This is a genomic window from Aquamicrobium terrae, assembly GCF_040545735.1.
Lineage (GTDB): Bacteria > Pseudomonadota > Alphaproteobacteria > Rhizobiales > Rhizobiaceae > Mesorhizobium > Mesorhizobium terrae_A.
On sequence record NZ_JBEPML010000008.1, the window covers coordinates 110,437 to 136,007 of the forward strand.

A 25,571-nucleotide genomic window follows, 5' to 3' on the forward strand; every position below is an offset into this window, starting at 1 on the left:
CGGGCGGCCGGATCGTCATGAACGTCATGTGGCGGTTCGTTCGCCTTCATCGTCTTCCCCTCGTAATCGGGAGAGGATATGGACCGATCGAACCTTTCCGCAGCACCTGAGAACACCCGGCCGGCTTGCCCTTGACCAACGCTCTCCCAGAACCAGATGCCGGCCCACAAGCTGATGCCGGGGCAACGCCGGTCCTGCGGCTCAGCAGCATCACCAAGCGGTTCGGACCGCTGGTCGCCAACGATGCGATCTCCTTCGAACTGCGCAAGGGCGAGGTCATCGCCCTGCTTGGCGAGAACGGCGCCGGCAAGACGACCTTGATGAATATCCTCTTCGGTCACTATGTGGCCGACGAGGGCAGCGTCGAGGTCATGGGCAAGCCGCTTGCCGCCGGCGATCCGCGTGCTGCGCTCGATGCCGGCATCGGCATGGTGCATCAGCATTTTACCCTCGCCGAAAGCATGACCGTGCTCGAGAACATCGCGCTCGGCACCCAAAGCGCGTGGAAGCCGCGCTTCGACCGTTCCGCCGCCCGCCAGCGCATCGCCCGGCTGTCCGCCGATTTCGGCCTCGCGCTGGATCCGGACGCGCCGATCACGTCGCTTTCGGTGGGCGAGCGCCAGCGCGTGGAAATCCTCAAGGCGCTCTATCGCGACGCCCGCATCCTCATCCTCGACGAACCCACCGCGGTGCTGACGCCGAGCGAGACGGACGCGCTGTTCGGCACCCTCAAGCTGCTCGTCGGCCAGGGCCTGTCGATCATCTTCATTTCCCACAAGCTGCATGAGGTGATGGCCGTCAGCGACCGCGTTCTGGTGCTGCGCGCCGGCCGGCTGGTGGCCGAACGCAAAACGGCCGGTTCCAGCCGTTCCGAACTGGCCGCGCTGATGGTCGGGCAGGAAGTGGCAAGTCCGACCGTTGCCGAACCGAAGCCCGGACCGGTCGTGTTCGAATTAAAGGGCGTCTCGACGCAGGGCCAGGGCAATGCGGCGCGTCTCGACGGCGTGTCGCTGGCGCTGCGGGCCGGCGAGATCACCGGGCTCGCCGGGGTCTCCGGCAACGGCCAGGCGACCCTGGCTGCCCTGATGGCCGGAACCTTGTCGCCCGCTTCGGGCGAGATGGCGATCGGGGCGCAGGCGATATCCGACTGGTCGCCGCGCGCCGCACTTGCCCATGGCATCGGCCGCATTCCCGAGGATCGTCACGCCTTCGGCACCATCGGCGACATGAGCGTGACGGAAAACGTGATCTCCGAGCGCTACCGCACGCCCCGCTTCAGCCGTTACGGGTTCCTCGACTGGAAGGCGGCGCGCGCCTTCGCCGAGGCGATCGTCCGCGACTACGACGTCAAATGCCCGTCGCCCGAGGCCCGCATCCGGCTTCTGTCGGGCGGCAACATGCAAAAGCTCATCCTCGGCCGGGCGCTCGATCCCGATCCGGCCATCATCCTCGCCAACCAGCCGACGCGCGGGCTGGATGTCGGCGCGGTTTCCTTCGTTCACCGCCGCTTGCTGGAAGCACGCGACCGGGGCGCGGCCATCCTGCTGATTTCCGAGGACCTCGAAGAGATCCTGGCACTGTCGGACCAGATCATCGTGATGTCGAAGGGGCGGCTTTCCACGCCCTCGAAACGGGGCCAGCGCAGTATTCGAGAGCTGGGGGAACTGATGGCCGGACAGGGAGATAGCGCCGATGCGGCTTGAACCGAAGCCCGCGCCATCGCTCGGCGTCACCTTGCTTTTTCCGGTCATGGCGATTGCCGCCACGCTGGTCGTGGCGGCGCTGCTGGTGCTCGCCGCCGGCGCTTCGCCCTTTTCCGTGTTTCCCCTGATCGTCAAGGGCGCGGCCGGCTCGCAATTCGCCATCCTCGAAACCCTGACGCGCGCCACGCCGCTGATCTTCACCGGGCTGGCGGTGGCCGTGGCCTTCCGCGCCCGCCTGTGGAACATCGGCGCCGAGGCCCAGCTCTACATCGGCGGCGTGGTCACGGTCGTTCTCGGCACCGGCGCGCTGCCCTTGCCCGCGATCGTGCTGATACCGCTGATCATGCTTGCCAGCATGGCCGCGGGCGCGCTGCTTCTGGCCGGCCCTGCCGTGCTGAAGACGCGCTTCGGGGTCGACGAGGTGGTGACGACTCTGCTCTTGAACTTCATCGTCATCCTGTTCGTCTCCATGCTTCTGGAAGGCGTGCTGAAGGACCCGATGGGCCTCGGCTGGCCGCAATCGCAAAGGGTGATCGCCGATGCGCAATTGCCGCGCATCATCCAGGGCAAGCGCCTGCATCTCGGCTTCGCCATCGCCGTCGTTGCCGCCCTCGTCACCTGGGTCGTCATGAAGAAGACCGTGCTCGGCTACGAGATGCGCGCCGTCGGCCACAATATCGGCGCCGCGCGCTTTGCCGGCATTCCCGTCAATCGCGTGCTGATGAAGACGGCGCTGCTTTCCGGCGGGCTGGCCGCACTTGCCGGCTTTTCGGAGGTCGCGGGCCTGAAGGGCAACCTCACCCTCGACCTGTCGCCCGGCTATGGCTACACCGGCATCGTGGTCGCCATGCTGGCGATGCTCAACCCGCTTGGCGTGATCGCGGCCGCCATTTTCGTCGCCGCGATCTTCGTCGGCTCCGACGCCATGAGCCGCAGCGCCGGCGTGCCGAGCTACATCGCCCAGGTCATGGTGGCCACAGCGCTGCTCACCATGGTCACCGCGCTGCTTTTGACGCGCTACCGGATAAGGTGGAAGTGATGGAGCAGGCGTTCGACATCCTCTTCCAGACCAGCTTCTGGGTGGCCGCGATCCGCATCGCCTCGCCGCTGATCTTCGCAACCATGGGCGAACTGATCTGCGAGCGCGCCGGCGTGCTCAACCTCGGCATCGAAGGCATCATGACGGTGGGCGCCTTCGCCGGCTGGTTTACCGTCTATTCGGGCGGCGACCTGTGGACCGGCGTTCTCGTCGCGGCGCTCGCGGGCGCCTGCTTCGGGCTGCTGCACGCGACATTGACCGTACCGCTCGGCCTCTCGCAGCATGTCGTGGGCATCGGCATCACGCTGTTTGCCACCAGCCTCACCTATTTCACCTACCGGCTGGCATTGCCGGAGGTGACGACGCCGCCGAAGATCGTGCCGTTCCAGCCGCTGCCCATCCCCGGCCTGTCCTCCATCCCCGTTCTCGGCCAGGCATTGTTTTCGCAGACGGCACTGACCTATCTGGCCTTCGCCAGCGTGGCGATCGTCGCCTGGGTGCTCTACCGCACGCCGGTCGGGCTAGCGCTGCGGGCGGTCGGCGAGAGTCCGGCGGCCGTGGAGGCGCAAGGCATCAGCGTCACCGGCATGCGCATCGGCGCGGTGGTCGTCGGCAGCGCGCTGATGGCCGTCGGCGGCGCCTTCCTGACCATGTCCGCCTTCAACTCCTTCTTCTTCGAGATGATCAACGGACGCGGCTGGATCTGCATCGCGCTGGTCGTGTTCGGTTCGTGGCGGCCGGGCAAGGCGCTCATCGGCGCGATCCTGTTCGCGGCTTTCGATGCCTATCAGGTGCGCCTCCAGCAATTGTCGGGCGGTGTCGTGCCCTACCAGCTCTTTCTGATGATGCCCTATGCGCTGTCGATCCTGGCGCTGATCCTCGTGGCGCGGCGTGCCACCTATCCGAAGGCCCTGATGATCCCGTACCAGAAAGGCGAGAGATGAGCTTTGACCTGATCGTTCGTGGCGGCATCCTGCCCGATGGCGATGTCGCCGATATCGGCATCCGCGACGGCATCATCGCCGCTATCGAGCCGCGGCTGGAAGCCGAGGCCGGCGAGGTTGTGGACGCCGGCGGCAATCTCGTCTCCCAGCCCTTCGTCGATCCGCATTTCCACATGGATGCGACGCTTTCCTACGGCCTGCCGCGCATCAACGCTTCGGGCACGCTCTTGGAAGGCATTGCGCTGTGGGGCGAACTGAAGCCGCTCTTGACCCATGAAGCGGTCAAGCAGCGCGCGCTCGACTATTGCGACTGGGCGGTGTCCATGGGCCTGCTCGCCATCCGCACCCATGTCGACACCTGCGACGACCGGCTGCTCGCTGTGGAAGCGCTTCTGGAGGTGAAGAAGGAGGTCGCGCCCTATCTCGACCTGCAGCTCGTCGCCTTCCCGCAGGACGGTTTCTATCGCTCGACGACCGCCCGCGAGAACACCATCCGCGCGCTCGACATGGGGGTCGAGATCGTCGGCGGCATCCCGCATTTCGAGCGGACCATGGCCGACGGCCGCCGCTCGGTCACCGAACTGTGCGAGATCGCCGCGCAACGTGGCCTGATGGTCGACATCCATTGCGACGAGACCGATGATCCGAATTCGCGCCATATCGAGCAGCTTGCCTACGAGACCCAGCGTCTCGGCCTGCACGGGCGGGTGAACGGCTCGCACCTGACCTCCATGCATTCCATGGACAATTACTACGTCTCGAAGCTCCTGCCGCTGATCGCCGAGGCCGGTGTGTCGGCCTGTCCCAACCCGCTGATCAACATCGTCATCCAGGGCCGCCACGACACCTATCCGAAGCGCCGGGGCATGACGCGCGTGCCCGAAATGCTGAAGGCCGGCATCAAGGTGGGCTTCGGGCAGGATTGCGTGCTCGACCCGTGGTATCCGCTCGGCACCGCCGATATGCTCGACGTTGCCTACATGGGCCTGCATGTGGCGCAGATGACCAGCCCGGCCGACATGCGCCAGTGCTTCGACATGGTGACGAAAACCAACGCCGAGATCATGGGCCTCGATCATCTGGGGCTGGAGGTCGGCAAGGCCGCCAGCCTTGTCGTTCTGGACGCCGGCAATCCGGTCGAGGCGCTGCGCCTGCGCGCCGAGCGGCTGTGCGTCGTCTCGCGCGGCAAGGTCGTCGCTGCCCGCGAGAAGCGCGAGACGCAGCTTTCGCTTCCCGGCCGTCCCGCGAGCGTCAATCGCCGCCACAGGACGCCGCAGCAGTAGGAAATCCCGGCAAGAAAACGGGGCCGTTCAGGCCCCGCCGGCTTTCGCCATGCAGGTGCCGCGCAGTGCCGGCACCTGACCCGCTTTCGTCAAGCGCAGGCTACTGCTGCTCGGGGGTCCAGATTTCCTCGACCTTGTAGTTGCCCTGCTTGACGCTGATGATCGAGACCGGCTTCGGCGGCACCATCGAGGCGCGGGTGTAGCTGATCTCGCCGGTGACGCCCTTGAAGCCGCGCGTTTCCTTGAGCGCCTTCTGGATATCGGCGGGCTCGGCGGAATTGGCGCGCTTGATGGCGTCGGCCACCAGCATCATTGCGTCGTACCCGAGCGGCGCGAAGGCGTTCTCGGGTTCGCGGCCATATTCGGCCTTGTAGTCCTCGATGAACTTCGCAACCTCGGGCCGGTCGTCGGCGCGATAGGTGTGGGTGGAAAAGTAGACGTCGGTTGCCAGTTCCGGCCCCGGCACCGTCGTAACCAACTCGGTGTCGAAACCGTCACCGGAGACGATCGGCATGGTGATGCCCTGCTCGCGGATCTGCTTCACCGACACGCCGGCCTCGGAGGGAATGGCGGAGACGAAGACCGCATCGGGCTTGGGATCGACGGCGGCCAGCCGCGCGATCTGCGCCGAAAAATCGGTGTCGCCCATCATGAAGGAATCGGTGCCGATCACTTCACCACCCTTTTCGGTGAACCGCTCGGTGAAGAAGGCGCTCAGCGCCTTGGTGAAATCCATGGAGTTGTCGGTCCACACCACCACCTTGCGCGCGCCCAGCTTGTCATAGGCATAGTCGGCGATGGCATAGGACTGGTCGTCGTCGCCGAACGGCGTCATGAACATGTAGTCGCCGACCCATTCGGGCAGTTTGGGATGGGTGGCGCCTGAAGTCACGAAAGGCACGCCCTTTTCCTGGAACAGCGGCGCGCCGGCCATCACGAAAGTGGTGTCGGATTGGCCGATGCCCGCCACGACGCCTTCCGACAACACGCGTTGCGCGGCCTTTGCGGTCTCCTGTTGGTCGGTCTTGCCGTCGGGCGCGACCAGCTCCACCTGCTTGCCGATCAGGCCGCCGCCTGCATTGATCTGCTTGACCGCGAGCTGGGCGCCATAGAGCGAGGGTCCGTCCAGCGAGGACATGCCGCCGGTCACATTGTAGAGCGCGCCGATCTTGATGGTCTCCTGGGCGAGTGCGCTGCCCACCATTGCCGCCAGCGCGACGGACGCGATGAGAAACCTTTTCATTGCCGTCTTCCCCTTTGCTGTTTTCTTGTTGGACGCACGATCCGGCATGGCGCGCGGACCCTGTCTTTCATCTAGATCAACAGAGGTGCCGGGAAGAGTCAATTGAATCATACATTTTTCTTCCTATCCGGTAATTTGTCTGGTTTGATACAAATGAGGGGTGAGGACGCATGACATATTCCGAGACTGCGGATCTGGTGAAACGGCTGCGCGACGAGTTGCCCTCTCTGGGGGCCCGCGAGGCGCGCGCGGCGCGGCACCTGATGAACAACTACCCTATGGCGGGCCTGCGCACCGTGGCGGAGTTCGCCCATGAAAGCGGGGTTTCGACGGCAACCGTGCTGCGGCTGGTCAAGCGCCTGGGCTTCGGCGTCTATGCCGATTTCCAGGCGGCCCTCCACCAGCATATCGAGCAGACCCTGCAATCGCCGCTGCTGCGGTTCGAAACGCAGCCGGCGGCGGAGGAAAGCCCGTCAGGCAGCTTCCTCGACCGCTTCGTGCTCACCATGGAGGGGCACCTGAAAACGCTGCGCCAGAGCATCGCCCAGTCGGAGTTCGACGAGGTGGCGGCGCTGCTGGCCAATGACCGGCGCGATATCCATCTGGTCGGCGGGCGCTACTCGTTCAATCTCGTGCGCTATTTCGCCGACCTGCTGACGGCCTTGCGCGGCCGCGTGACCGTCATCGAGGGCCAGACGCAGACTTGGCCGCAGAACCTGCTCGACATGGGCAAGTCGAGCGTGCTCGTCGCCATCGACGTGCGCCGCTACCAGCAGGACGTGATCGAATTCGCCGCCGCCGCCGCCCAGCGCGGGGCGACCGTGGTGCTGCTGACCGACAACTGGCAGTCGCCAGCCGCGCGCTCGGCCCGCCATGTGCTGCGCTTTCCCGTGTCGTCGCCATCGATCTTCGATGTGCTGACCATTGGCCTGGCGCTGGCCGAGGCGCTGGTCGGGGCGGTGGCCATCCGGCGCGGCGATACAGGCCGCAAGCGCATGGAGATGCTGGAGGCGCTGCGCACGCCCTTCGCGCCGCGCGAATCGGAATTCAACCGCTCGCCGCAGAAGCGGGACGAGTCGACCGGAGCAGACTGAATGAAGCGCGAAGAGATCGTCATGCTGTGCACCTGCGACCTTGCCGGGCAGGTGCGGGGAAAGGGATTTCCCGCTTCCGACTACGACGTGCGGATGAGCAAGGGCATCGGCTGGACGCCAACCAACAGCATGATCACCGCCCACGGCCCCATCGCACCGAGCCCATGGGGACCGTTCGGCGATACGGTGCTTATCCCCGACCCGGCAACCCATGTCCGGGTGGATTTCGGGCCGGACCACGCCGCCGAGAACTTCATCATGGGCGACATCCGCCTGCTCGACGGCACGCCTTGGCCGGTCTGCCCGCGTTCCTTCCTCAAGCGCGTCGTGGGCGCGCTGGAAGAGCGCCACGGCCTGCGCGTACGCGCCGCCTTCGAGCATGAATTCATCTATGACGGCGTCGATGAGCGGCCCAATTCCAGCTACGCGCTCGATGCCTTCCGCCGGCAGGACCTGTTCGCCGAAGCCTATCTCGGCGCGTTGCAGCGGGCCGGCGTGGAACTCGACACCTTCATGCCGGAATACGGGCCGACGCAATATGAGGTGACGGTCGGCCCGACGGTCGGCGTCACGGCGGCGGACCAGGCCGTGGCGGCACGGGAAATCGCCCGCGCGGTCGCCACCCGGCTCGGCAGGCGCGCCAGCTTCACGCCGATCCTGCGGCCGGATGCGGTGGGCAACGGCGTGCATGTCCATTTCAGCCTGTTCGAGGCGGCGACCGGCCGGCCCGTCAACCACGATCCCGGCCACAAGGACGGCCTGTCGGCGACTGCCGGGGCGTTCATCTCCGGCATATTGGCCAAGATGCCGTCGATCACCGCGCTGACCGCCGCCGCGACCATCTCCTATCTGAGGCTCACGCCCAATCGCTGGAGCGCGGCCTACAACAATCTCGGCTATCGCGACCGGGAGGCGGGCGTGCGCATCTGCCCGGTCTTCGCCAGCGCCGGCACCGACATATCGCACCAGTATCATTTCGAGTTCCGCGCCGCCGACGCGGCGGCAAGTCCCTATCTGGTGCTGGGCGCCATCCTGGCCGCCGGGCTCCACGGGCTGGATCGCGACCTGCCCATCGCCGAAGTGTGCGAGGGCGCGCCTCAGAACCTGCCGCAACAGGAACTGGAGCGGCTCGGCATCACCCGCCTGCCGCAATCGCTGGACGCGGCGCTCGACCTGTTCGAGGCGGACGCCGACATGGACGAAATGATCGGTTCGGAACTCAAGCAGGCCTATCTTGCCCACAAGCGCTTCGAGGCCAGCCTGATGCGCGACCTGTCCGACGAGGACCAGTGCAGCCGCTACCGCGCTGCCTATTGAAAGCTGGTCAGGACCCGAGTTTTTTAAGCAGGCTGTCGGTGATTTCGGTCCGGCAATAGCCCTTGAAGGCGTTGAGCGCCGCGACATGGCGCTCCTGCGTATCGGTGGCGCAGCCGTCACTGACGCAGATCATGTGGAAACCTCGATCGGCGCCGTCGCGGATGGTGTGGTCGACGCACTGGTCGGTGAGGAAGCCGGTGACGATGATGGTGTCGAGGCCGATATTGCGCGCCAGATATTCGAAATTGGTCGAGTTGAAGAGGCTGGACGAGGTCTTGGGAATGACCATCTCGTCACTGACCGGGGCGAGTTCGTCAATCACCCTGGCGTCATGCGAACCCTTGGCGATGAAGAAGTTCGACAGCTTGTAGTCGAGGCTGCGGTCGCGGCCGTCCTGCGTGAAATTCTCCATCACCGTATAGATCACCTCGATGCCGCACCGGCGGCAGGCTGCCGCCAGCCTTTGCAGGTTCGGGATGACGGTTTCGCGCGCCTGCCGGTAGAAGGTCGGCCGGGGCTGGCGGTTGGGTTCGTCCATCACCCAGTTCTGGGCATCGATGATCAGGAGACCGGTGCGCTCGGGCACGATCGGCTGGGCGCGCGAGGCGTAGATGTCGCGCGGGCGCGGTGCGTTCATGGCAGAAAACCTCCGAAGATGCGGCGCACGAAACGCGGCTCGCCGGACCCCAGCAGCCCGTTCGGGCGGAAGAACAGGACGAGGATCAGGCCCAGCGCCACGCTGACCTGGCTGAGGCCGTAAAGGCCGAGCTTTTCCTCCAGCGGGCGCACGGCTTCCGACAATCCGGTCAGCGCCACGGCGGCGACAATGGAGCCGGTGATGCTGCCGGTGCCGCCGATCACCACCATGGCGACGAGGTTGAATGCCAGCACAACGGAGTAGGATTTGGGCGTCACCACGGTGATCAGGTGCACCATCAGGCCGCCGGCAACGGCAGCGAAGAAAGCGCCCAGCACGAAGGCCAGCATGCGGATGCGATAGGTGCTGACGCCGGAGCTTTCGGCCGCCAGCGCGTTCTCGCGCGTGGCCATCATCGCCCGGCCCAGCGAGGAAAATTTCAGGCGCAGCGCCGTATAGACGACCACGGCGGCAAAGCCGAAGCACCACCAGATGCCGGTGAGCCTCGGAATGCCGTTGAGGCCGGAGCCGCCCCTCGTCAGGCCGGTCCAGTTGGTGGCCAGTCCCTGCACGATGACGATCAGGCCGAGCGTTGCCACGGCCAGGTAATGCCCTTTCAGGCGCAGCACCGGCAGGCCGACGAGGAAGGCGATGACCGCGCCGGTTATGCCGGCCACCAGCAGCGCCGGCAGCAGCGGAAGCTGGGTCGTCATCAGGAACGACGGCAGGTCCGGCAGCATGAAATCCTTGCGCCCGGGCGGAAAGGTCAGCACGGCCGAGACATAGGCGCCGATGGTCATGAAGGCCGGATGACCGAGAGAGAACAGGCCGGCCAGCCCGTTGCTGATATTGAGCGACACGGCGAGCGCCATGTTGATCAGCATGATGGCAAGGAGGGTCACCAGATAGGAGCTGAGCACTGCCTGTGCCCCATAGACCAAGGCGGCGCAGGCGCCCAGAATGGCGATGCCGGCGACCGGACCGGTGAAGCTGCGGACCGCCGTCATGTCAGGCTCTTTCCTCGACATGACGCACGAACAGTCCCGATGGCTTGAGAAGCAGGATGAGGATGAGCATCGTGAACACGAACACATCGCGATAGCCGGCGAATTCCGGCGGCAGCAGGCCGACGAACAGCACCTCGGCCAGACCCAGCAGATAGCCGCCCAGCATGGCCCCGCCGATCGAGCCCACGCCGCCGATCACGCAGGCGATGAAGGCCTTCAGCCCCGGCGCAAAACCGAGCAGCGGATCGATCTGGCCGAACTTGCCGCCCCACAGCAGCCCCGCCGCGGCGGCCAGCGCCGAGCCGATGGCGAAGGCGGTGAGGATCGTGCGATTGACGGCGATGCCCATCAGCCGCGCCGCCGCTAAATTGTCGGCGGTGGCGCGCATGGCGGTGCCCAGCCGCGTGCGGTAGACGATGACGAGCAGCAGCGCGATCAGCACCACCGTCAGGCCGATGATGGTGAGATCGGTGAGCGAGGCGCTGACCGTGCCGATCTGCACGCGCTGGCGCATGAAGGCGGGAAAGAGGAAGTTACGCGGCTGACCCGACAGGATCATCAGGCCGGTGTTCTGGATGACGATCGAGACGGCCAGCGTGGCGATGAAGCCCGTGACCTGCTGCGCGCCGCGCATCGGGCGGAACACAGTCGCCTCGATGGTCATGCCGGCCAGTGCGCCGACCAGCAGCACGAACATCAGGATCAGCGGCCATGGCACGCCGTAGGCGACGAGGCCGAGCGTGGTGAAAGCGCCGATCATCACCAGATCGCCATGGGCGAAATTGATCAGCCGCACGATGCCGTAGATCATCGAAAAGCCGATGGCCACCAGCGCATAGAGGCTGCCCAGCGCCAGCCCGTTGATGATCTGCTGGAAGACATACTGGCTCATTGCGCCATCCCCAGATAGGCCTGCCGCACCCGGTCGTTGCCGGCAAGCTCCGATCCGGTTCCCGACAGGGTGATGACGCCGTTTTCCAGCACATAGGCGCGGTCGGCGATGTCGAGCGCCATGGCGGCGTTCTGCTCGACCAGCAGGATCGTCGTTCCCTGCTCCTTCAACGTCGCGATCACGTCGAAGATGCGCTCGATCATCTGCGGGGCCAAGCCCAGCGAAGGCTCGTCGAGCAGCAGCAGGCGGGGTTGCGCCAGAAGGGCGCGGCCGATGGCCAGCATCATCTGCTCGCCTCCCGACAGGGTGCCGCCGGCCGAATTCGCGCGCTCCTTAAGGATCGGAAACAGGTCGTGGACACGCTCCAGCGTGTTGCGCACTTCGTCGCGGTCGCCGCGCAGATAGGCGCCCATGGCGAGGTTCTCCGCCACGCTGAGCGAGTGGAAAATCTGCCGCCCCTCCGGCGACTGGACCAGCCCCTCGCCGACGATCCGCTCGGGCGTCGCGCGGGTGAGATCGACAGGTCCCGAGGTTCCCTTGAAGACGGCGGCTCCCGAACCGGGCCGCAGCAGCCCGGAAAGCGTCTGCAAGGTGGTCGACTTGCCGGCTCCGTTGGCGCCGATCAGCGCTGCCGTCTCGCCCTCGCGCACATCGAGCGATATGCCCTTGAGCACATGGGTGGCGCCGCGAAACACATGCAGGTCTCGCACCTCAAGCATTTGCGCCGCCACTTCGCCTTGTGCCGAGATAGGCTTCGATGACGCCGGGATCGTTCTGCACCTCCGTCGGGGTGCCGTCCGCCACCAGCCTCCCGCGATTGAGCACCTGAATGCGCTGGCAGAGCCCCATGACCAGGCGCATGTCGTGCTCGACCACCATCACGGCGATGCCGAGTTGCCGGTTGACGCCGCGTATGAGGGCAACGAGCGCTTCGGTCTCCGACGGGTTGAGACCGGCTGCGGGCTCGTCGAGCAAAAGGGCGGCCGGCTCGCTGGCGAGAGCGCGCGCGATCTCGACCCGGCGCTGATCCCCATAGGAAAGGTCTCCGGCGCGCCGCGCCGCCATATGGGCCAGACCGGTCAGCTCCGCGATCTCCATCGCCCGCTGCCCGATCACGCCTTCAGCCCGGCGGAAGGCCGGCAGTTGCAGCAGCGTGGAGACAAAGGATGCACCGTGGCGCATATGCGCGCCGCACATGATGTTTTCCAGGACGGAAAGATCACTGAACAGGCGGATGTTCTGGAAGGTACGCGCGACGCCGCGGCGCGCCAGCGCGTTGGGCGCCCTCCCCGTAAGATCCTCGCCAGCAATACGGATGCGCCCGGAGGTCGGGCGGATAATGCCGGTCAACAGATTGAACGCCGTGGTCTTGCCGGCCCCGTTGGGGCCGATCAGGCCGACGAGTTCGCCCTGGCGCAATGCCAGCGAATAGCCCTCGACCGCCACCAGACCGCCGAAGCGGCGGGACAGGCTGTCCGCAGTGATGACGTCCGGCGCCGACACGCTCGCTATCGTTCCTCGTTTTCTGCTGCATGAAGCGTATTCGTGAATAGGCGTTTGCGTCAACCAAAAGATACAAGTACAAAGATAATAGCGATTTTGTACAATTTCGTACATCGGAGGACCATCATGTCGCCCCAGCCTTCCGCCGTCGTGCCGTCCCGGCTTCTGGGCGCTGGCGAGCCGCATCCGCTGGAGGTGTTCAATCCGCAGGGCACTTCGGACTTCTTCCTGATCTGCGAGCATGCGGGCCGGCTCCTTCCGGCCAGCCTCGGCACCTTGGGCCTCGACGAGGTGGACCGCTCCCGGCATATCGCGTGGGACATCGGCGCCCGCGATATCGCAATGGAACTTGCCACGCTGCTGGACGCGCCGCTCTACATGCAGCGCTATTCGCGTCTGGTCTGCGACTGCAACCGCCAGCCGGACGTCGCGTCCTTCATTCCTGAGATCAGCGAAACGACCGTTGTTCCCGGCAATACGAACCTGTCATCGGAAGAAATCGAGGCGCGCATCACGGAGGTTTTCCATCCGTTCCACGACGCGGTGACCGAAGCCCTCGACGCCCGCGACACGGCGGGCCGTCGAACGATCCTGGCCACGGTGCATTCCTTCACGCCGGTCTTCAAGGGCGTCGCCCGTCCCTGGCAGATCGGCGTGCTGTTCAACCGCGACACGGTGCTCGCACCGCGGGTCGTGCATTATCTTCAGGCCAACACCGACTACGCGGTAGGGGTGAACGAGCCCTATGCGGTGGGCGACGACACCGACTATGCCATTCCCGTCCATGGCGAGAAACGCGGCTATCCTTGCGTTGAGTTCGAGATCCGCAACGACCTGACGACAGGCAGAAAGGCCGTCGAGGACTGGGCCCGGCTGCTCGCCACCAGCCTCCGGCAGGCCGCCGAAGTGGTGGCGTGACGCATCGGCGGGCAAGCGTTCGGCGGTGCGGTTGGAATTATTGCGCCACGACACACATGCAGTCGCCGGCCTTGACGAGGCCGGGGAAATGCCGGGCGACGAGAAGGCCGGGCATTTTTGCCCTGACCTTCTGCGGCGCGATACCGGTGCGGCCGAGGGAGTGGATGCGGGCAATGACCATGCCCTCGCGCACGTCCTCGCCAAGGTCCACCATGGTCTCGAACATGCCGTCGTCCTCTGCGAAAGCGAAGCAATCGTCGGACGGCATGTCCAGCCAGCGGGTTTGGGCCTTCTCGACCGCCCCATCCAGAATGCCGGCATGGCGCAGCACATTGGCGATGCCGCGCCGTGCGATGCGCACCGTTTCGGCACGGGCCGTGCCGCCGCCGCCAAGCTCGGTGGTGACGAAGACCTTGCCCATTTCCTCCGCCGCCGTGTCGTACATGCCCACGGCATCGATTTCGCGCATCTTCATCGAGAACGGTGCCGAGAAGGCCTCCACCGCCGCGAAGGCCTTCGCCTCCTGCGCCTTGTCCGGGAGGATATGCGCCGCGCAATAGGGCAGGAAATCGAGCGTACGGCCGCCCGAATGGAAATCGAAGACGATATCGGCACGCGGCAGCAGCTCGCGCTGGAAATAGTCGGCGATCTTTTCCGTCGCCGTGCCGTCCGGCCTGCCGGGGAACGAACGGTTCATGTTGCCCTTGTCGATGGGCGAGGTGCGCGTGCCCGCACGGAAGGCCGGATAGTTCATGGCCGGCACGATGATGACCGTGCCGGAAACCTGGCCCGGATCCAGCGTGCGCGCCAGTTCGTAGAGGGCCAGCGGCCCCTCATATTCGTCGCCATGATTGGCCCCGGTCAGCAGCGCCGTCGGACCTTCACCGTTCCTGACCACGCACATCGGGATCATCACCGAGCCCCAGGCAGAATCGTCGCGGCTGTAGGGGAGGCGCAGGAAACCGTGCTGCACCCCATCGCGGTCGAAATCGACGGTCGGGGAAATGGGGGAAGGCTTCGGCATGTCCTAGTCCTTCACCACCAGCTTGCGCGGCACATTGGCGAGGCATTCGACGCCGGTCTCGGTGATAAGGATGGATTCGGTAATCTCCAGCCCCATGTCTTCCAGCCACAGGCCGGTCATGAAATGGAAGGTCATGCCGGGTTTCAGCTCGGTGCGGTCACCGGGGCGCAGGCTCATGGTGCGCTCGCCCCAGTCCGGCGGATAGGAAAGCCCGATCGAATAGCCGGTGCGGTTGTCCTTGACGATGCCGTACTTCTTCAGCATCGCGAAGAAGGCGTTGGCGATGTCCTCGCAGGCATTGCCGGGCTTTGCCGCCGCCAGCCCGGCCTCCATGCCCTCCAGCGTCGCCTTCTCGGCGTCGAGGAACGCTTGCGTCGGCTTGCCGAGGAACACCGTTCGCGAAAGCGGGCAGTGGTAGCGGTGATAGCAGCCGGCGATCTCGAAGAAGGTGCCCTCGCCTGCCTTCATCGGCCTGTCGTCCCAGGTGAGATGCGGTGCGGAAGCATCGGCCCCGGACGGCAGCAGCGGCACGATGGCCGGATAGTCGCCGCCGAACCGGCCATCGGGCCCGTCCACGCCGCGCGTGCCGGCGTCATAGATCTCGGCCACCAGATCGCATTTGCGCATGCCCACCTCGACCTTGTCGAGGATGCGCTGGTGCATGGCCTCCACGATGCGAGCGGCCTTCCTCATATAGCCGATTTCGGTCGGGCTCTTGATGGCGCGCTGCCAGTTCACCAGCGCCGTCGCATCCTCGAAGCGCGCATTGGGCAAATGCTGTTGCAGCGAGGCAAAAGCCTTGGCCGAGAACCAGTAATTGTCCATCTCGACGCCGATGCGCTTCGCGCCCCACCCCTTGTCGGCGAGGATGCCGGCCAGATAATCCATCGGATGACGCTCGGTGGACTGCACATAGTGATCGGGATAGCCGATGATGTTTTCCGGGCTGAGATAGGCCGTGCGCCTTGCCCCGTTGGCGTCCTGTCCGCGTCCGAACCAGATCGGTTCGCCCTCCGGCGGCACGACCACGGCCTGATGCACATAGAACGACCACCCGTCATAGCCGGTCAGCCAGGCCATGTTGGAGGGATCGGAGCAGATCAGGAGATCGATGCCTTCCGCATCCATGGCCCGGCGCGTCTTTTCCAGACGCTCGCCATATTCCTCCCGGCTGAATTTCAGGTTGGGCTGCATTCTCGACGTTCCTCGTTAGGGCCTTGCGGCCGGCATCAGCTTTCCAGAATGGTCCCCGCCCCGACTGCCCGGGCGCGGTCGCGCGCCAGCGTGGCGATGGCAGTATCCTGCACGCCGGTGCCGGTGAGATCGGCCAGCGTGATGTCGGAGGCGGAACGGCGGCCGGGCTTGAGACCGGCGACGATCTGGCCGAGTTCCGTGACTCCGGCATCGGCGGTAACCAGCCCGGCATCGATGGCATGGTGCAACTCGCCCAGCCGGCGCGTCTGCGCGGCGCTGTCGGCGACATAAAGATCGGCCATGCGGATGATCGCCAGCGCGATCTCGTTCTTGTGTTCCGCATCCGAACCCATGGCGGTGATATGCTGGCCGGCGGAGACGAAGCCGGCATGGATGAGCGGCTCGGTCGCCGGCGTCGTGGTCACGATCACGTCGGCATCGGCGGCAGCCTTTGCCGCATCCGGCTCGGCACGCACTTCGATGCCCAGAAGTTCGCGCAGTTCGCCGGCGGTGCGTTCGGCCCTGGCCGGGTCGCGGGCCCACATGCGCGCCTGCTTTATCGGCCGCACCAGCTTCAGCGCCTCCAGTTGCAGCTTCGCCTGCATACCGGCGCCGAAAATGGCGGCGACGGCGGCATCCTCGCGCGCCAGATGTTTGGCCGCTACTGCCCCCGCAGCAGCGGTGCGGACATCGGTGAGGTAGCCATTGTCGAGCAGCAGCGCTTCGGTCAGCCCGGTCGTGGCCGAAAGCAAAACCATCAGCCCGTTGGTGCTCGGCAGGCCGAGCTTCGGATTGTCGAAGAAGCCGGGGCTGATCTTGATGGCGAAGCCGTCGATTCCCGGCACATAGGCCGTCTTGACGTCGACCTCGCCGCGATGTTCGGGAATGTCGAGCCGCAGGATCGGCGGCATAGCCACCTTCTGCGTGGCGAGCGCCCGGAATGCGTTCTCAACGCAGGCCACGGCGTCAAGGTCGAGCTTCACGATCTGCCGCAGTTCGGCTTCGGTGAGGATGGTCATCGACCTCATGCCGCGCGCTCCGCTTCCACCGTCCCACATACGATGCTTCGATGCAGGCCCATGTCGATGTTGCGGCCGGACAGGATGAGGACGGTCGGCCCGGACGGCTTCACCTTTCCGGCCAGCAGTGCTGCAATGCCGACCGCCCCGGCCCCCTCCACGATCTCGCGTTCCTGCTCATAGGCATGGACGATGCCGGCGGCGATCTCATCCTCGGAAAGCAGCACCACATCGTCGAGAAGGTCGCGGCACATGGCGAAGGTCAGCCGGTTGTCGAGCCCGACGCCGCCGCCGAGCGAATCCGCCAGCGTCGGCAGTTCCTTCACCTGCACCGGCCGGCCGGCATCGAGGCTGGCCTTCATCGCCGGCCCGCGCTCCATGGAAATGCCGATGACTTTTGCCGATGGCTTCAGGCCCTTGACCGCCGCTGCCACGCCCGCCGCCAGCCCCCCGCCGGACAGCGGCACCAGCACCGTGGCCACATTCGGCACGGCTTCCGCGATTTCCAGCCCGAGCGTGCCCTGCCCCGCGATAATGGCCGGATCGTCGAAGGGCGGCACCATCGCCAGTCCCTCATCCGCCACCAGACGCTCGACTTCGACCTGGGCGTCGTCCTGGCTGTTGCCGACGATGCGGATTTCGGCACCGAGCCGGCGGATTTCATCGACCTTGTTGGCCGGCACCAGCTTGGACATGCAGATTACGGCGCGCACGCCTTCCAGCCGCGCCGCATGGGCCAGCGCCCGACCGTGATTGCCGGTGGAAGCGGCCACCACGCCCCGCGCCTTTTCCTGCGGGCTCAATGAGGCGATCGCATTGGACGCGCCGCGCAGCTTGAAGCTGCCGGTGATCTGGCGCTGTTCCAGCTTGAGATGCACCGGCACGCCGAACCGTTCGCTCAGCGATGTGGAGGAAACCGTCGGCGTCGCCACGATGCGATCGGCGATGCGTCGGCGCGCGGCTTCGATGTCATGGAGAGGGACTGTCTGCATGGCGATCAATCAAGGGCAAGCGGCAGGGTCATCAGCCGCCCCCATTGCAGGCGTGGTTCGGCATCGCCGCACAGGCGCAGGCAGTTCCATGCCGTCGCCTGATTGGAGGTCACCACCGGCCGGCCGATCGCGGCCTCGATTTCGGCGGCGACGCCGGCCGAACGCAGCGCCGTGCAGGAGATGAAGAGCGCCTCCGCATCATCGGCCATGGCTTCGCGCGCCAGATCGACCAGCGCGGAGGGCTTTATGCGCGCCATCTCCCGGTCGTCATCCAGGCCGAGGCAGGTGAAGCTTGCCAGATCGAACCCGTGCCGGCGGAAATAGTCGGACATCGGCCGGCCGGTCTCCGTCACATAGGGGGTAAGCACGCTGATGCGCCGGGCGCCGAGCGCCTTGAGGCCGCGCATGGCGGCCATGGTGGGCGTCACCACCGGCACGCCGGGCTTGGCCGCGCGGATCGCCACCTCGATCTCGCCATCGCCGATCACCACCGAGGCCGAGGTGCAGGAATAGCAGATGGCATCGAGCGGCTCGCCGGGCAGGATGAGGGAGGCGCCTTCGGTCAGCGCCGGCTGCATGCGGCGCAGGTTCTCCGGCGTGGTCGGATTGGCATAGGCAATGCGCGCCACATAGACGCCGATGCGGTCGCTCGCCACCATGCGGCGGAAATCCGGCTCCGTGGTGTGGTCCGTGGCCAGGATGACGAGGCCGACGCGCCTTTCCAGCGGACGCGGATCGAGCGGCGGGCGGTTGCCGTGAAGGCGGATATCGACGGGAGCATCCATGGCCTAGCTCTCCACTCGCCCGAAACGCCGTTCCAGCCAGCGCAGCAACACCACCGAAAACAGGCTGATAACGAGGAAGAAGGCGCCCACCAGCGTCATCGGTTCGATATAGCGGTAGTAGGTGTTGGCGACGCTCTTGGCCTGGTTCATCAGTTCCAGCACGGTGATGGCCGACAGCAGCGGCGTTTCCTTGAACATGGCGATGAAATAGTTGGCCAGCGCCGGGATCATCGGCGGGATGGCCTGCGGCAGGATGATATGCATCCATGTCTGGCGCGCATCGAGGTTGCAGGCCTTGGCCGCCTCCCACTGCCCGCGCGGCACATTGTCGATACCGGCCCGGTAAACCTCGGCCGTATAGGTGCCATAGTGCAGGCCGAGCCCGATGACGCCGGCCAGCAGCGGCGGCAAAAGGATGCCGAAATCGGGCAGGATATAGAAGATGAAGTAGAGCTGCACCAGAAGCGGCGTGCCACGGATGAACTCGGCGAAGAAGCCGACCGGCCGCGACACCAGCCGGTTGGAGGAGCGGCGCAGCAGGGCGATGACAAGGCCGACCACCGCCGCCAGCGCCGAGCCGAGGATGGTGGCGAGAACGGTGATCTTCACCCCCTCGATGAGGGTGGGCATGATCTCACGGACGAAGTTCCAATCCCATTCCATTAGCGGGCCCACTCCATCACACACGCACCCCGTCGATGCCGCGCGCAAGCCGCCGCTCGAGGCTGCGCACGCCCCAGGAGATGACCAGCGCCAGCGCGAAATAGCCGATCAGGATGGCGCTGAACGGCACCAGCGTGTTGCCGGTCTGGGCACGCACCACCTGTGCCTGGAAGGTCAGGTCGGCCAGCGAGATCAGCGACACGATCGAGGTCGCCTTCAACAGCTCGATGGCGTTGTTGCCGAAGGTCGGCAGCATGAGAAGGAAGGCCTGCGGCAGGATGACATGGCGCATGCCCTGCCAGCGGCCGAGATTGAGCGCCACGCAGGCCTCATATTGCTCCTTGCCGATGGATTGCACCGCACCACGCACCACCTCCGCCCCATAGGCGCCGACATTGAGGCCGAGCGCCAGCACACCCGCCTGCAAGGGCGTCAGTTCGATGCCGAGGAACGGCAGCACGAAATAGGCCCAGAACAGCTGCACGAAGATCGAGGTGCCGCGGAAGAACTCGATATAGGCGGTGGCCAGTGCCCTGACGGCGAAGAAGCGCGACAGCCGGCCGAGCCCCGCCACAAAAGCCATGAAGAGCGCCAGCACCGATCCCATCAGCGTCAGCTCGATGGTGACGAGCGCGCCCTGCAGCATCAGGCCGACATATCCGGACCAGTCGATCATGGAGCCCTGTCGAGTTCGATTTCCGAATTCTCTCTCACCCGCCCTTCGCCCTGCTCGGACAGAGGGCGGGTGAGGAATCAGGATTTACTGGGCAGCGCACTGCTTCTCGCGGGTCGTCGAGATCGCCGCAGCGGCCGAGAAGCCGTAGGGCTCGATGATCTTGGCGAACTCGCCGGACTCCTTCATCTTCGCCAGTTCGACGTCGAAGGCATCGCGCAGCGCGGTATCCTTCTTGTTGAAGGCCGCGCCATCGCAATAGACCGGCGCGCCCTCGACCGGCGCGATGACCTCAAGGTTCGGATCGTTGGCCTTCTGGACCAGATCGTTGATCGACAGCACCGGCAGCGAATAGGCGTCGATGCGGCCATCCTGCACCATCTTGAGGCCGCTCTGGCCGTCCGGCACCACGATCACGCGGTCGCGCGGCACGCCAGCGTTGAGCGCCAGTTTCTCCTCGGTGCCGCCGCCCGGCGCACCGATCCTGGCGGACGGATCCTTGGCGACGTCCTCATAGCTCTTGAAGCCCTTGGGATTGCCTTTCTTCACCAGCATCGCCTCGGCATCGCACAGCACCGGCTCCGAATAGGCGACCGCCGCGCAGCGCTCCGGCTTCATGAACAGGCCGGCGGTGACGACATCGAAGCGGCCCGCCTGAAGGCCGGGGATCATGGCTCCATATTCGGAGATCGAAGCGACAACGTCTTCCACCCCGAGACGCTTGAACACCTCGCGCGCCACATCGGGAGCGGCGCCGGAGACCTTGCCGTCGGCGGCCACCGCCGTATAGGGCGGCTCGTTGGCGATGGCGAGGCGGGCAAAGCCCTGCGCCTTCAACTGTTCCAGCTTGGCGTCATCGGCTTTTGCGGTGGCGGAGACGGCCAGAACGGCAGCGAAGGCCAGTCCGGCGGCGCCTGCAAGAATTCCCATTTTTCTCATTGTTCCCGGTTCCTCTTCTGTTTTCTGTCTTGCGGTTTCTGCGGCATTCGGCGCGGCAAGCCGCTCCGTGCGGTCAGACCCGATGTCCGGCCGCGATGATCTTCTTCAGGAAGCTTTGCGTGCGCTCCTGCTTTGGATTGCGGAAGATCTCCTCCGGCCTGCCCTCTTCCACGATGCGGCCGCGGTCGAAGAACAGCACGCGGTCGGCGAAGTCATGGGCGAAACCCATCTCGTGGGTGACCAGAAGCATGGTCATGTCGGTCTCGTCGGCCAGCCGGCGCATGACGTTCAGCACCTCCTCGACCAGTTCCGGATCGAGCGCCGAGGTGACCTCGTCGAACAGCATGATCTTGGGCGACAGCGCCAGCGCCCGCGCAATCGCCACGCGCTGCTTCTGGCCGCCGGAAAGCTGTGCGGGCATGGCCTTGGCCTTGTCGGCCATGCCCACCATGTCGAGCAGTTCCATGGCGCGCTTCTGTGCCTGCGCCTTCGGCACGCCCTTGGTCAGCATCGGTGCCAGGGTCACATTGTCGAGCACGCATTTGTGCGGAAACAGGTTGAAGAGCTGGAACACCATGCCGATCTTCTGGCGCATCCTGGCCAGATGCCGCTCGTCGGCGGGCACAAGCTTGCCCCCGCGCTCCATATGGTAAAGCTGCTCGCCCTCGACCTCGATATGGCCGCCGTCGATGCGTTCCAGCGTCATGAGGATGCGCAGGATCGTGGTCTTGCCGGAACCCGAGGGGCCGATCAGCGCCAGCTTCTCGCCGGGCATGACCTGCATCGACAAGCCGTCCAGCACCTTGAAGGCACCGAAGCTCTTGGTGATCGAATCGATCCTGACAATGGGTTCGGCCAATGTCTTCCCCGCTCAAGAGGATGTTCCGGTCTTTACGATGAGGACGACTTCAAATCATGTCAATTGCCAAAATAATATCATGACAATATTTGCGAGGTCGTCGAATTTCGAGCGAAAAACAGGCGCCTCTAGATGGCCAGCAGCAGGTGTTCCGGATCGGCCAGCAGCAGCCGGGTGACGACGCCCAGCCCGGTGCGCAACTCGCTCTCGGTGGTCGAGCCGAGCGAAATGCGCACCGCCGGTTGCCATGGCCCCTCCGCAATGCGGAAGGAAGCGCCGGGCGCGATGGCCACGCTTTGCAGGCGCGCCTGCGCGACGAACCCTTCCTCGGCGCGGCCATCCGGCAGCGGCAGCCAGATATGCAGGCCGTCGCGATGGGCGCGGAAGGCAATCCCCTCCAGCGCCTCCGCGGCGATGGCGAGTCGGCGGCGCACGGCTTCGCGCTGCCAGCGCACCAGCTCCATGGCGGTGCCGTCGCTCACCCATTTGGTGGCGATCTCCGCCACCATCGGCGTCGCCATCCAGTTCGTCACCAGATGCCGGTTGGCAACGGCCGTGACGTAGCGGTCCGGCACGGCCAGATAGCCGATGCGCAGGCCCGGCACGGTGATCTTGCTGAACGAGGTGACATAAAGGGTGCGTTCCGGCGCGAAATGGGCGACAGGCGGGGCGCAATCCTCGACCAGCGGGCCGAGCACATCGTTCTCGATGATGGCGATGTCGTGCCGGCGCGCCACTTCGGCCAGTTGCGAACGGCGCACCGAACCCATCAGCGAGGCCGTGGGATTGATGACCGAGGGCTGCACAAACACGGCGCGGATGTCGCTCTGGCGGCAGGCCGCATCGAATGCCTCGGGCACGATGCCCTCGTCGTCGATCGGCAGCCCCTCCAGATTGAAGCCGAGATAGCGCGCCAGCGGCACCAGCGTATGGTGTCCGATGGCTTCGGTGGCCACGGTGGAACCGGGCGGGGCAACGCTCATCAAGGCCACCGTCATGCCTCCGGTGGCGCCGTTGGTCAGCGTGACGTTCTGCGGCGAGACCTCCAATCCGCAGGCCCGCAGCCATTCCACGGCCACAGCGCGGTGGCGGGGAAACACCATGTTGGGGCGGAACGACAGCGCCGAACTGGCCGGCAGCTCCCCCGCCAGCCAGGCCAGGCCCTGCTTCAGCCGCTCCAAATGCATCAGCTCGCACACCGGCTTGAGGATCGACAGGTCGATGACCTCGCCGGGGCGCTCGGGCAAATAGGGCGGGTCGGGCTCGCGGCGCTGGGTCTGCACGAAGCTGCCGCGGCCGATCTCCCCGACGACGAGGTCGCGCCTGATCAACTCCTCATAGGCGCGGCTTACCGTCTGCACCGAAAGCGCCAGCTCGTCCGCCAGCGCCCTGTGGGTGGGCAGGCGCTCGCCGTTTTCGAGCCGGCCGTCATGGATGGCGCGGGCGAACTGGTCGGCCAGCGACAGATAGGCAGGGCGGCGGATCAGGGCGGGGTCGGGTCGCCATTGTGTCATGACTTCATTAGAGATCGAAATCAGTTCAATTGACAATCGAAATCATTCACCTTCATGGTGCGGTCGCAGCACGAAACCGGAACGCCATGGCCGCCACGAAGCTCGACGCGACAGACCTCAAGATCCTCGACGCGATCCAGCGCGACGGGCGCATCACCAAGCTGAAGCTCGCCGAGCAGGTTGGGCTGTCGCCAACACCGTGCTGGATGCGGCTGGCGCGGCTGGAAAAGGCCGGCATCGTCACCGGCTACCATGCCCGCGTCTCGGTGCGGGCGATTGCGCCGGTCACCAGCGTGCTGGTGGAGGTCACGCTCGCCAACCACCGGCAGGCGGACTTCGGGCGGTTCGAGCGGGTTGTGCGCGACACGCCCGAGATCGTCGCCTGCTGGTCGGTGGGCGGCGGCGTCGACTATCTGCTCAAGGTGATGACCCGCGACATCGACGCCTATCAGCGCCTGATCGATTCGCTGCTCGAACGCGAAATCGGCATCGACCGCTATTTCACCTACATCGTCACCAAGACCGTGAAGGACGACACCGTGCTGCCGGTGGCTGAACTGGCCGGCCCGGCCGGCTAGAGCATTTTGCAGTCAGACGGAATTGTCTGACGTCGCATAAATGCGGCCAAGACAAACAGATGGAGCGGCAGCCCGGATTTATCCGGGCGTCCGCCGCTCTAAGCACAGGCAGAGACATCGCGCGTCATCCAGGCACGAAATAGAGACTTTCTCCATGCCGCCCGGCCGGAACGGACCCTCTCTCCCCTATCCCTGCCTAGACTGGTCCCGTCACAGGGAGGCCACGCCATGTCCGCGCATTTTTCCCGCCAGCAGCGCCATGAAGCGCTCGACCGTCTCGTCGACCGGCGGCTTTACCGCGAACTCGCCTATGTCGACGGCCACTGGACGGCCAGCGCGGCGGCCCGCAGCTTCGAGGTCACCGACCCGGCCAGCGGCGCGAGCCTCGCCTTCGTCGCCGCGCTGGACGAAGGACAGACCACGGAAGCCATCGCAGCCGCGTCGAGAGCGTTTCCCGCTTGGCGCGCGCTGCTGCCGCAGGAGCGCTCGCGCCTGCTGCGCAACTGGTACGAGCTGATCGTCGCCGCCAGGGAAGACCTCGCCCTGCTGATGACGCTGGAACAGGGCAAGCCGCTCAAGGAAGCGCGGGGCGAGATCGACTATGCCACCTCCTTCGTCGAATGGTATGCGGAAGAGGCCAAACGGCTCAACGTAGAGGGCGTAACCAGCCATCTGCCCGGCGCGGAAATGGCGGTGCGGCGCGAGCCGCTCGGCGTCGTCGGCATCGTGACGCCGTGGAACTTCCCGTCCGCCATGCTGACGCGCAAGGCCGCTGCTGCGTTGGCCGCCGGCTGCACCATCGTGGCGCATCCCTCCTCGCAAACGCCGCTGTCGGCGCTGGCGCTGGCCGAGCTTGGCGAACGTGCCGGCCTCCCCGCGGGCGTGTTCAACATCGTCACCGGCGCGGCAGCACCGATTGTCGATACGCTGTGCGCGAACAGCCGCGTGCGGGCGCTGAGCTTCACCGGCTCGACCGAGATCGGAAGGCGGATCGCCAGCCAGTGCGCACCAACCATGAAGCGGTTGGTGATGGAACTGGGCGGCCATGCGCCGCTGATCGTCTTCGCCGACGCCGATCCGGAACGTGCCGCGCAGATCGCGCTCGACGCCAAATTCGCCACGTCCGGGCAGGACTGCCTTGCCGCCAACCGCATCTATGTCGAGCGGCCGCTCTACGATGCCTTCTGTACGGCTTTTGCTCGCCGCATCGAGGCGCTGAAGGTGGCGGAGGGGCTTGCCCCTGGCGCCGACATCGGCCCGCTGATGCATGAGCGGGCCGTCGCCAAGGTCGAGGAGCAGGTCGCCGACGCACTGACGCGCGGGGCACAGCTTGTCTGCGGCGGGGCACGCCATGAAGCCGGGCCGCTGTTCTTCCAGCCGACGCTGCTGGCCGGCGTGCCCGACGATGCGCTGATCATGCGCGAGGAAACCTTCGGGCCGGTCGCCGCCGTCACCGCCTTCGACAGCGAGGACGAGGTTGTCGCCCGCGCCAATGACACCGAATATGGCCTCGTCGCCTATGTGGTGACGCAGAACGGTGCGCGGCAGCGGCGCATGGCCAATGCGCTGGACTATGGCATGGTCGCCATCAACCGCGTCAAGATCACCGGCGCGCCGATCCCCTTCGGCGGCGTCAAGCAATCCGGGCTCGGCCGCGAAGGCTCCCGCCACGGGATCGAGGCCTTCACGGACCTCAAATATATCTGCCTCGACCTGGCGTGAGCCAGCCGGCGAATCTGCAAAGGAGACAA

Annotated in this window: 25 protein-coding genes; 9 read left to right on the forward strand and 16 right to left on the reverse strand. The window is 65.7% G+C overall.

Translation table 11 applies throughout. The features are described from left to right. The first annotated feature begins 131 nt into the window (after positions 1 to 131). The 4 genes from ABID37_RS13075 to ABID37_RS13090 are packed head-to-tail and all read left to right on the forward strand — an operon-like array spanning position 132 to position 4,969. Positions 132 to 1,703, forward strand: coding sequence for an ABC transporter ATP-binding protein (locus ABID37_RS13075; RefSeq protein ID WP_354195404.1), 1,572 nt, complete (start codon positions 132 to 134; stop codon positions 1,701 to 1,703). Next, positions 1,693 to 2,742, forward strand: coding sequence for an ABC transporter permease (locus ABID37_RS13080; RefSeq protein ID WP_354195406.1), 1,050 nt, complete (start codon positions 1,693 to 1,695; stop codon positions 2,740 to 2,742). The genes ABID37_RS13075 and ABID37_RS13080 overlap by 11 nt, the downstream gene beginning before the upstream one ends. Beyond that, positions 2,742 to 3,686, forward strand: coding sequence for an ABC transporter permease (locus ABID37_RS13085; RefSeq protein ID WP_354195408.1), 945 nt, complete (start codon positions 2,742 to 2,744; stop codon positions 3,684 to 3,686). Before ABID37_RS13080 ends, ABID37_RS13085 begins: the two co-directional genes overlap by 1 nt. Continuing rightward, a complete protein-coding gene (locus ABID37_RS13090) occupies positions 3,683 to 4,969 on the forward strand; it encodes an amidohydrolase family protein (protein WP_354195410.1) in 1,287 nt (428 codons plus the stop codon). The genes ABID37_RS13085 and ABID37_RS13090 overlap by 4 nt, the downstream gene beginning before the upstream one ends. Positions 4,970 to 5,069: 100 nt before the next feature. Here the strand turns inward: ABID37_RS13090 and ABID37_RS13095 are convergent, their stop codons facing one another. After that, on the reverse strand, positions 5,070 to 6,212 hold the full coding sequence (locus ABID37_RS13095; RefSeq protein WP_354195412.1) for an ABC transporter substrate-binding protein: 1,143 nt from the start codon (positions 6,210 to 6,212) through the stop codon (positions 5,070 to 5,072). A gap of 170 nt (positions 6,213 to 6,382) precedes the next feature. On the opposite strand from ABID37_RS13095, the gene ABID37_RS13100 reads away from it, so the two are divergent. Then, the gene (locus ABID37_RS13100) at positions 6,383 to 7,306 is read left to right on the forward strand and encodes a MurR/RpiR family transcriptional regulator (protein WP_354195414.1); all 924 of its coding nucleotides are present in this window, start codon (positions 6,383 to 6,385) and stop codon (positions 7,304 to 7,306) included. Beyond that, positions 7,307 to 8,623 (forward strand): type I glutamate--ammonia ligase, encoded by a 1,317-nt coding sequence (locus ABID37_RS13105; protein ID WP_354195416.1) that lies wholly within the window; start codon positions 7,307 to 7,309, stop codon positions 8,621 to 8,623. 7 nt (positions 8,624 to 8,630) lie between these two features. On the opposite strand, the gene ABID37_RS13110 is transcribed toward ABID37_RS13105, so the two are convergent. Genes ABID37_RS13110 through ABID37_RS13130 form a run of 5 tightly spaced genes read right to left on the reverse strand, consistent with a single transcriptional unit; the run spans position 8,631 to position 12,662 of the window. Beyond that, on the reverse strand, positions 8,631 to 9,260 hold the full coding sequence (locus ABID37_RS13110; protein WP_354195418.1) for a cysteine hydrolase family protein: 630 nt from the start codon (positions 9,258 to 9,260) through the stop codon (positions 8,631 to 8,633). After that, entirely contained in the window at positions 9,257 to 10,267 is a 1,011-nt protein-coding gene (locus ABID37_RS13115) for a branched-chain amino acid ABC transporter permease (protein WP_354195420.1), read from the reverse strand. Before ABID37_RS13115 ends, ABID37_RS13110 begins: the two co-directional genes overlap by 4 nt. A gap of 1 nt (position 10,268) precedes the next feature. Next, positions 10,269 to 11,159, reverse strand: a complete 891-nt coding sequence (locus tag ABID37_RS13120) for a branched-chain amino acid ABC transporter permease (RefSeq protein ID WP_354195422.1) — start codon at positions 11,157 to 11,159, stop codon at positions 10,269 to 10,271. Beyond that, positions 11,156 to 11,878 carry an ABC transporter ATP-binding protein gene (locus ABID37_RS13125; RefSeq protein WP_354195424.1) on the reverse strand — a complete coding sequence of 241 codons (723 nt, stop codon included), beginning with the start codon at positions 11,876 to 11,878 and terminating at the stop codon, positions 11,156 to 11,158. Before ABID37_RS13125 ends, ABID37_RS13120 begins: the two co-directional genes overlap by 4 nt. After that, the gene (locus tag ABID37_RS13130; RefSeq protein ID WP_354195426.1) at positions 11,871 to 12,662 is read right to left on the reverse strand and encodes an ABC transporter ATP-binding protein; all 792 of its coding nucleotides are present in this window, start codon (positions 12,660 to 12,662) and stop codon (positions 11,871 to 11,873) included. The genes ABID37_RS13125 and ABID37_RS13130 overlap by 8 nt, the downstream gene beginning before the upstream one ends. Before the next feature lie 126 nt (positions 12,663 to 12,788). Between ABID37_RS13130 and ABID37_RS13135 the strand changes: the two genes are divergently transcribed. Next, positions 12,789 to 13,580, forward strand: coding sequence for an N-formylglutamate amidohydrolase (locus tag ABID37_RS13135; protein ID WP_354195428.1), 792 nt, complete (start codon positions 12,789 to 12,791; stop codon positions 13,578 to 13,580). A 37-nt stretch (positions 13,581 to 13,617) separates the two neighbouring features. On the opposite strand, the gene doeB is transcribed toward ABID37_RS13135, so the two are convergent. From doeB to ehuR, 10 genes are all read right to left on the reverse strand, one after another. Beyond that, entirely contained in the window at positions 13,618 to 14,604 is a 987-nt protein-coding gene (gene doeB, locus ABID37_RS13140; protein ID WP_354195430.1) for a N(2)-acetyl-L-2,4-diaminobutanoate deacetylase DoeB, read from the reverse strand. A 3-nt stretch (positions 14,605 to 14,607) separates the two neighbouring features. Continuing rightward, a complete protein-coding gene (doeA, locus tag ABID37_RS13145; RefSeq protein ID WP_354195432.1) occupies positions 14,608 to 15,798 on the reverse strand; it encodes an ectoine hydrolase DoeA in 1,191 nt (396 codons plus the stop codon). Between the two features lie 35 nt (positions 15,799 to 15,833). Further along, positions 15,834 to 16,826: an ectoine utilization protein EutC gene (locus tag ABID37_RS13150; RefSeq protein WP_354195434.1), complete on the reverse strand. Its 993-nt coding sequence runs from the start codon at positions 16,824 to 16,826 to the stop codon at positions 15,834 to 15,836. Next, the gene (gene eutB / locus ABID37_RS13155; RefSeq protein WP_354195436.1) at positions 16,823 to 17,809 is read right to left on the reverse strand and encodes a hydroxyectoine utilization dehydratase EutB; all 987 of its coding nucleotides are present in this window, start codon (positions 17,807 to 17,809) and stop codon (positions 16,823 to 16,825) included. Before eutB ends, ABID37_RS13150 begins: the two co-directional genes overlap by 4 nt. Positions 17,810 to 17,814: 5 nt before the next feature. Further along, complete coding sequence (eutA, locus tag ABID37_RS13160; RefSeq protein WP_354195438.1) at positions 17,815 to 18,594, reverse strand: ectoine utilization protein EutA; 780 nt, start codon at positions 18,592 to 18,594, stop codon at positions 17,815 to 17,817. Between the two features lie 3 nt (positions 18,595 to 18,597). Next, positions 18,598 to 19,257: an ectoine/hydroxyectoine ABC transporter permease subunit EhuD gene (ehuD, locus tag ABID37_RS13165; protein ID WP_354195440.1), complete on the reverse strand. Its 660-nt coding sequence runs from the start codon at positions 19,255 to 19,257 to the stop codon at positions 18,598 to 18,600. A 16-nt stretch (positions 19,258 to 19,273) separates the two neighbouring features. Continuing rightward, entirely contained in the window at positions 19,274 to 19,933 is a 660-nt protein-coding gene (gene ehuC, locus ABID37_RS13170; RefSeq protein ID WP_354195442.1) for an ectoine/hydroxyectoine ABC transporter permease subunit EhuC, read from the reverse strand. Positions 19,934 to 20,017: 84 nt separating this feature from the next. Beyond that, complete coding sequence (gene ehuB / locus ABID37_RS13175) at positions 20,018 to 20,869, reverse strand: ectoine/hydroxyectoine ABC transporter substrate-binding protein EhuB (protein ID WP_354195444.1); 852 nt, start codon at positions 20,867 to 20,869, stop codon at positions 20,018 to 20,020. A gap of 73 nt (positions 20,870 to 20,942) precedes the next feature. Next, positions 20,943 to 21,728: an ectoine/hydroxyectoine ABC transporter ATP-binding protein EhuA gene (ehuA, locus tag ABID37_RS13180; protein WP_354195446.1), complete on the reverse strand. Its 786-nt coding sequence runs from the start codon at positions 21,726 to 21,728 to the stop codon at positions 20,943 to 20,945. Positions 21,729 to 21,856: 128 nt separating this feature from the next. Further along, positions 21,857 to 23,242 (reverse strand): MocR-like ectoine utilization transcription factor EhuR, encoded by a 1,386-nt coding sequence (gene ehuR, locus ABID37_RS13185; RefSeq protein ID WP_354195448.1) that lies wholly within the window; start codon positions 23,240 to 23,242, stop codon positions 21,857 to 21,859. An 86-nt stretch (positions 23,243 to 23,328) separates the two neighbouring features. Between ehuR and ABID37_RS13190 the strand changes: the two genes are divergently transcribed. Together ABID37_RS13190 and ABID37_RS13195 are read left to right on the forward strand one after the other, a co-directional pair. Next, positions 23,329 to 23,820 (forward strand): Lrp/AsnC family transcriptional regulator, encoded by a 492-nt coding sequence (locus ABID37_RS13190; protein WP_354195450.1) that lies wholly within the window; start codon positions 23,329 to 23,331, stop codon positions 23,818 to 23,820. Between the two features lie 228 nt (positions 23,821 to 24,048). After that, entirely contained in the window at positions 24,049 to 25,542 is a 1,494-nt protein-coding gene (locus ABID37_RS13195; RefSeq protein WP_354195452.1) for an NAD-dependent succinate-semialdehyde dehydrogenase, read from the forward strand. The last annotated feature ends 29 nt before the right edge of the window (positions 25,543 to 25,571 follow it).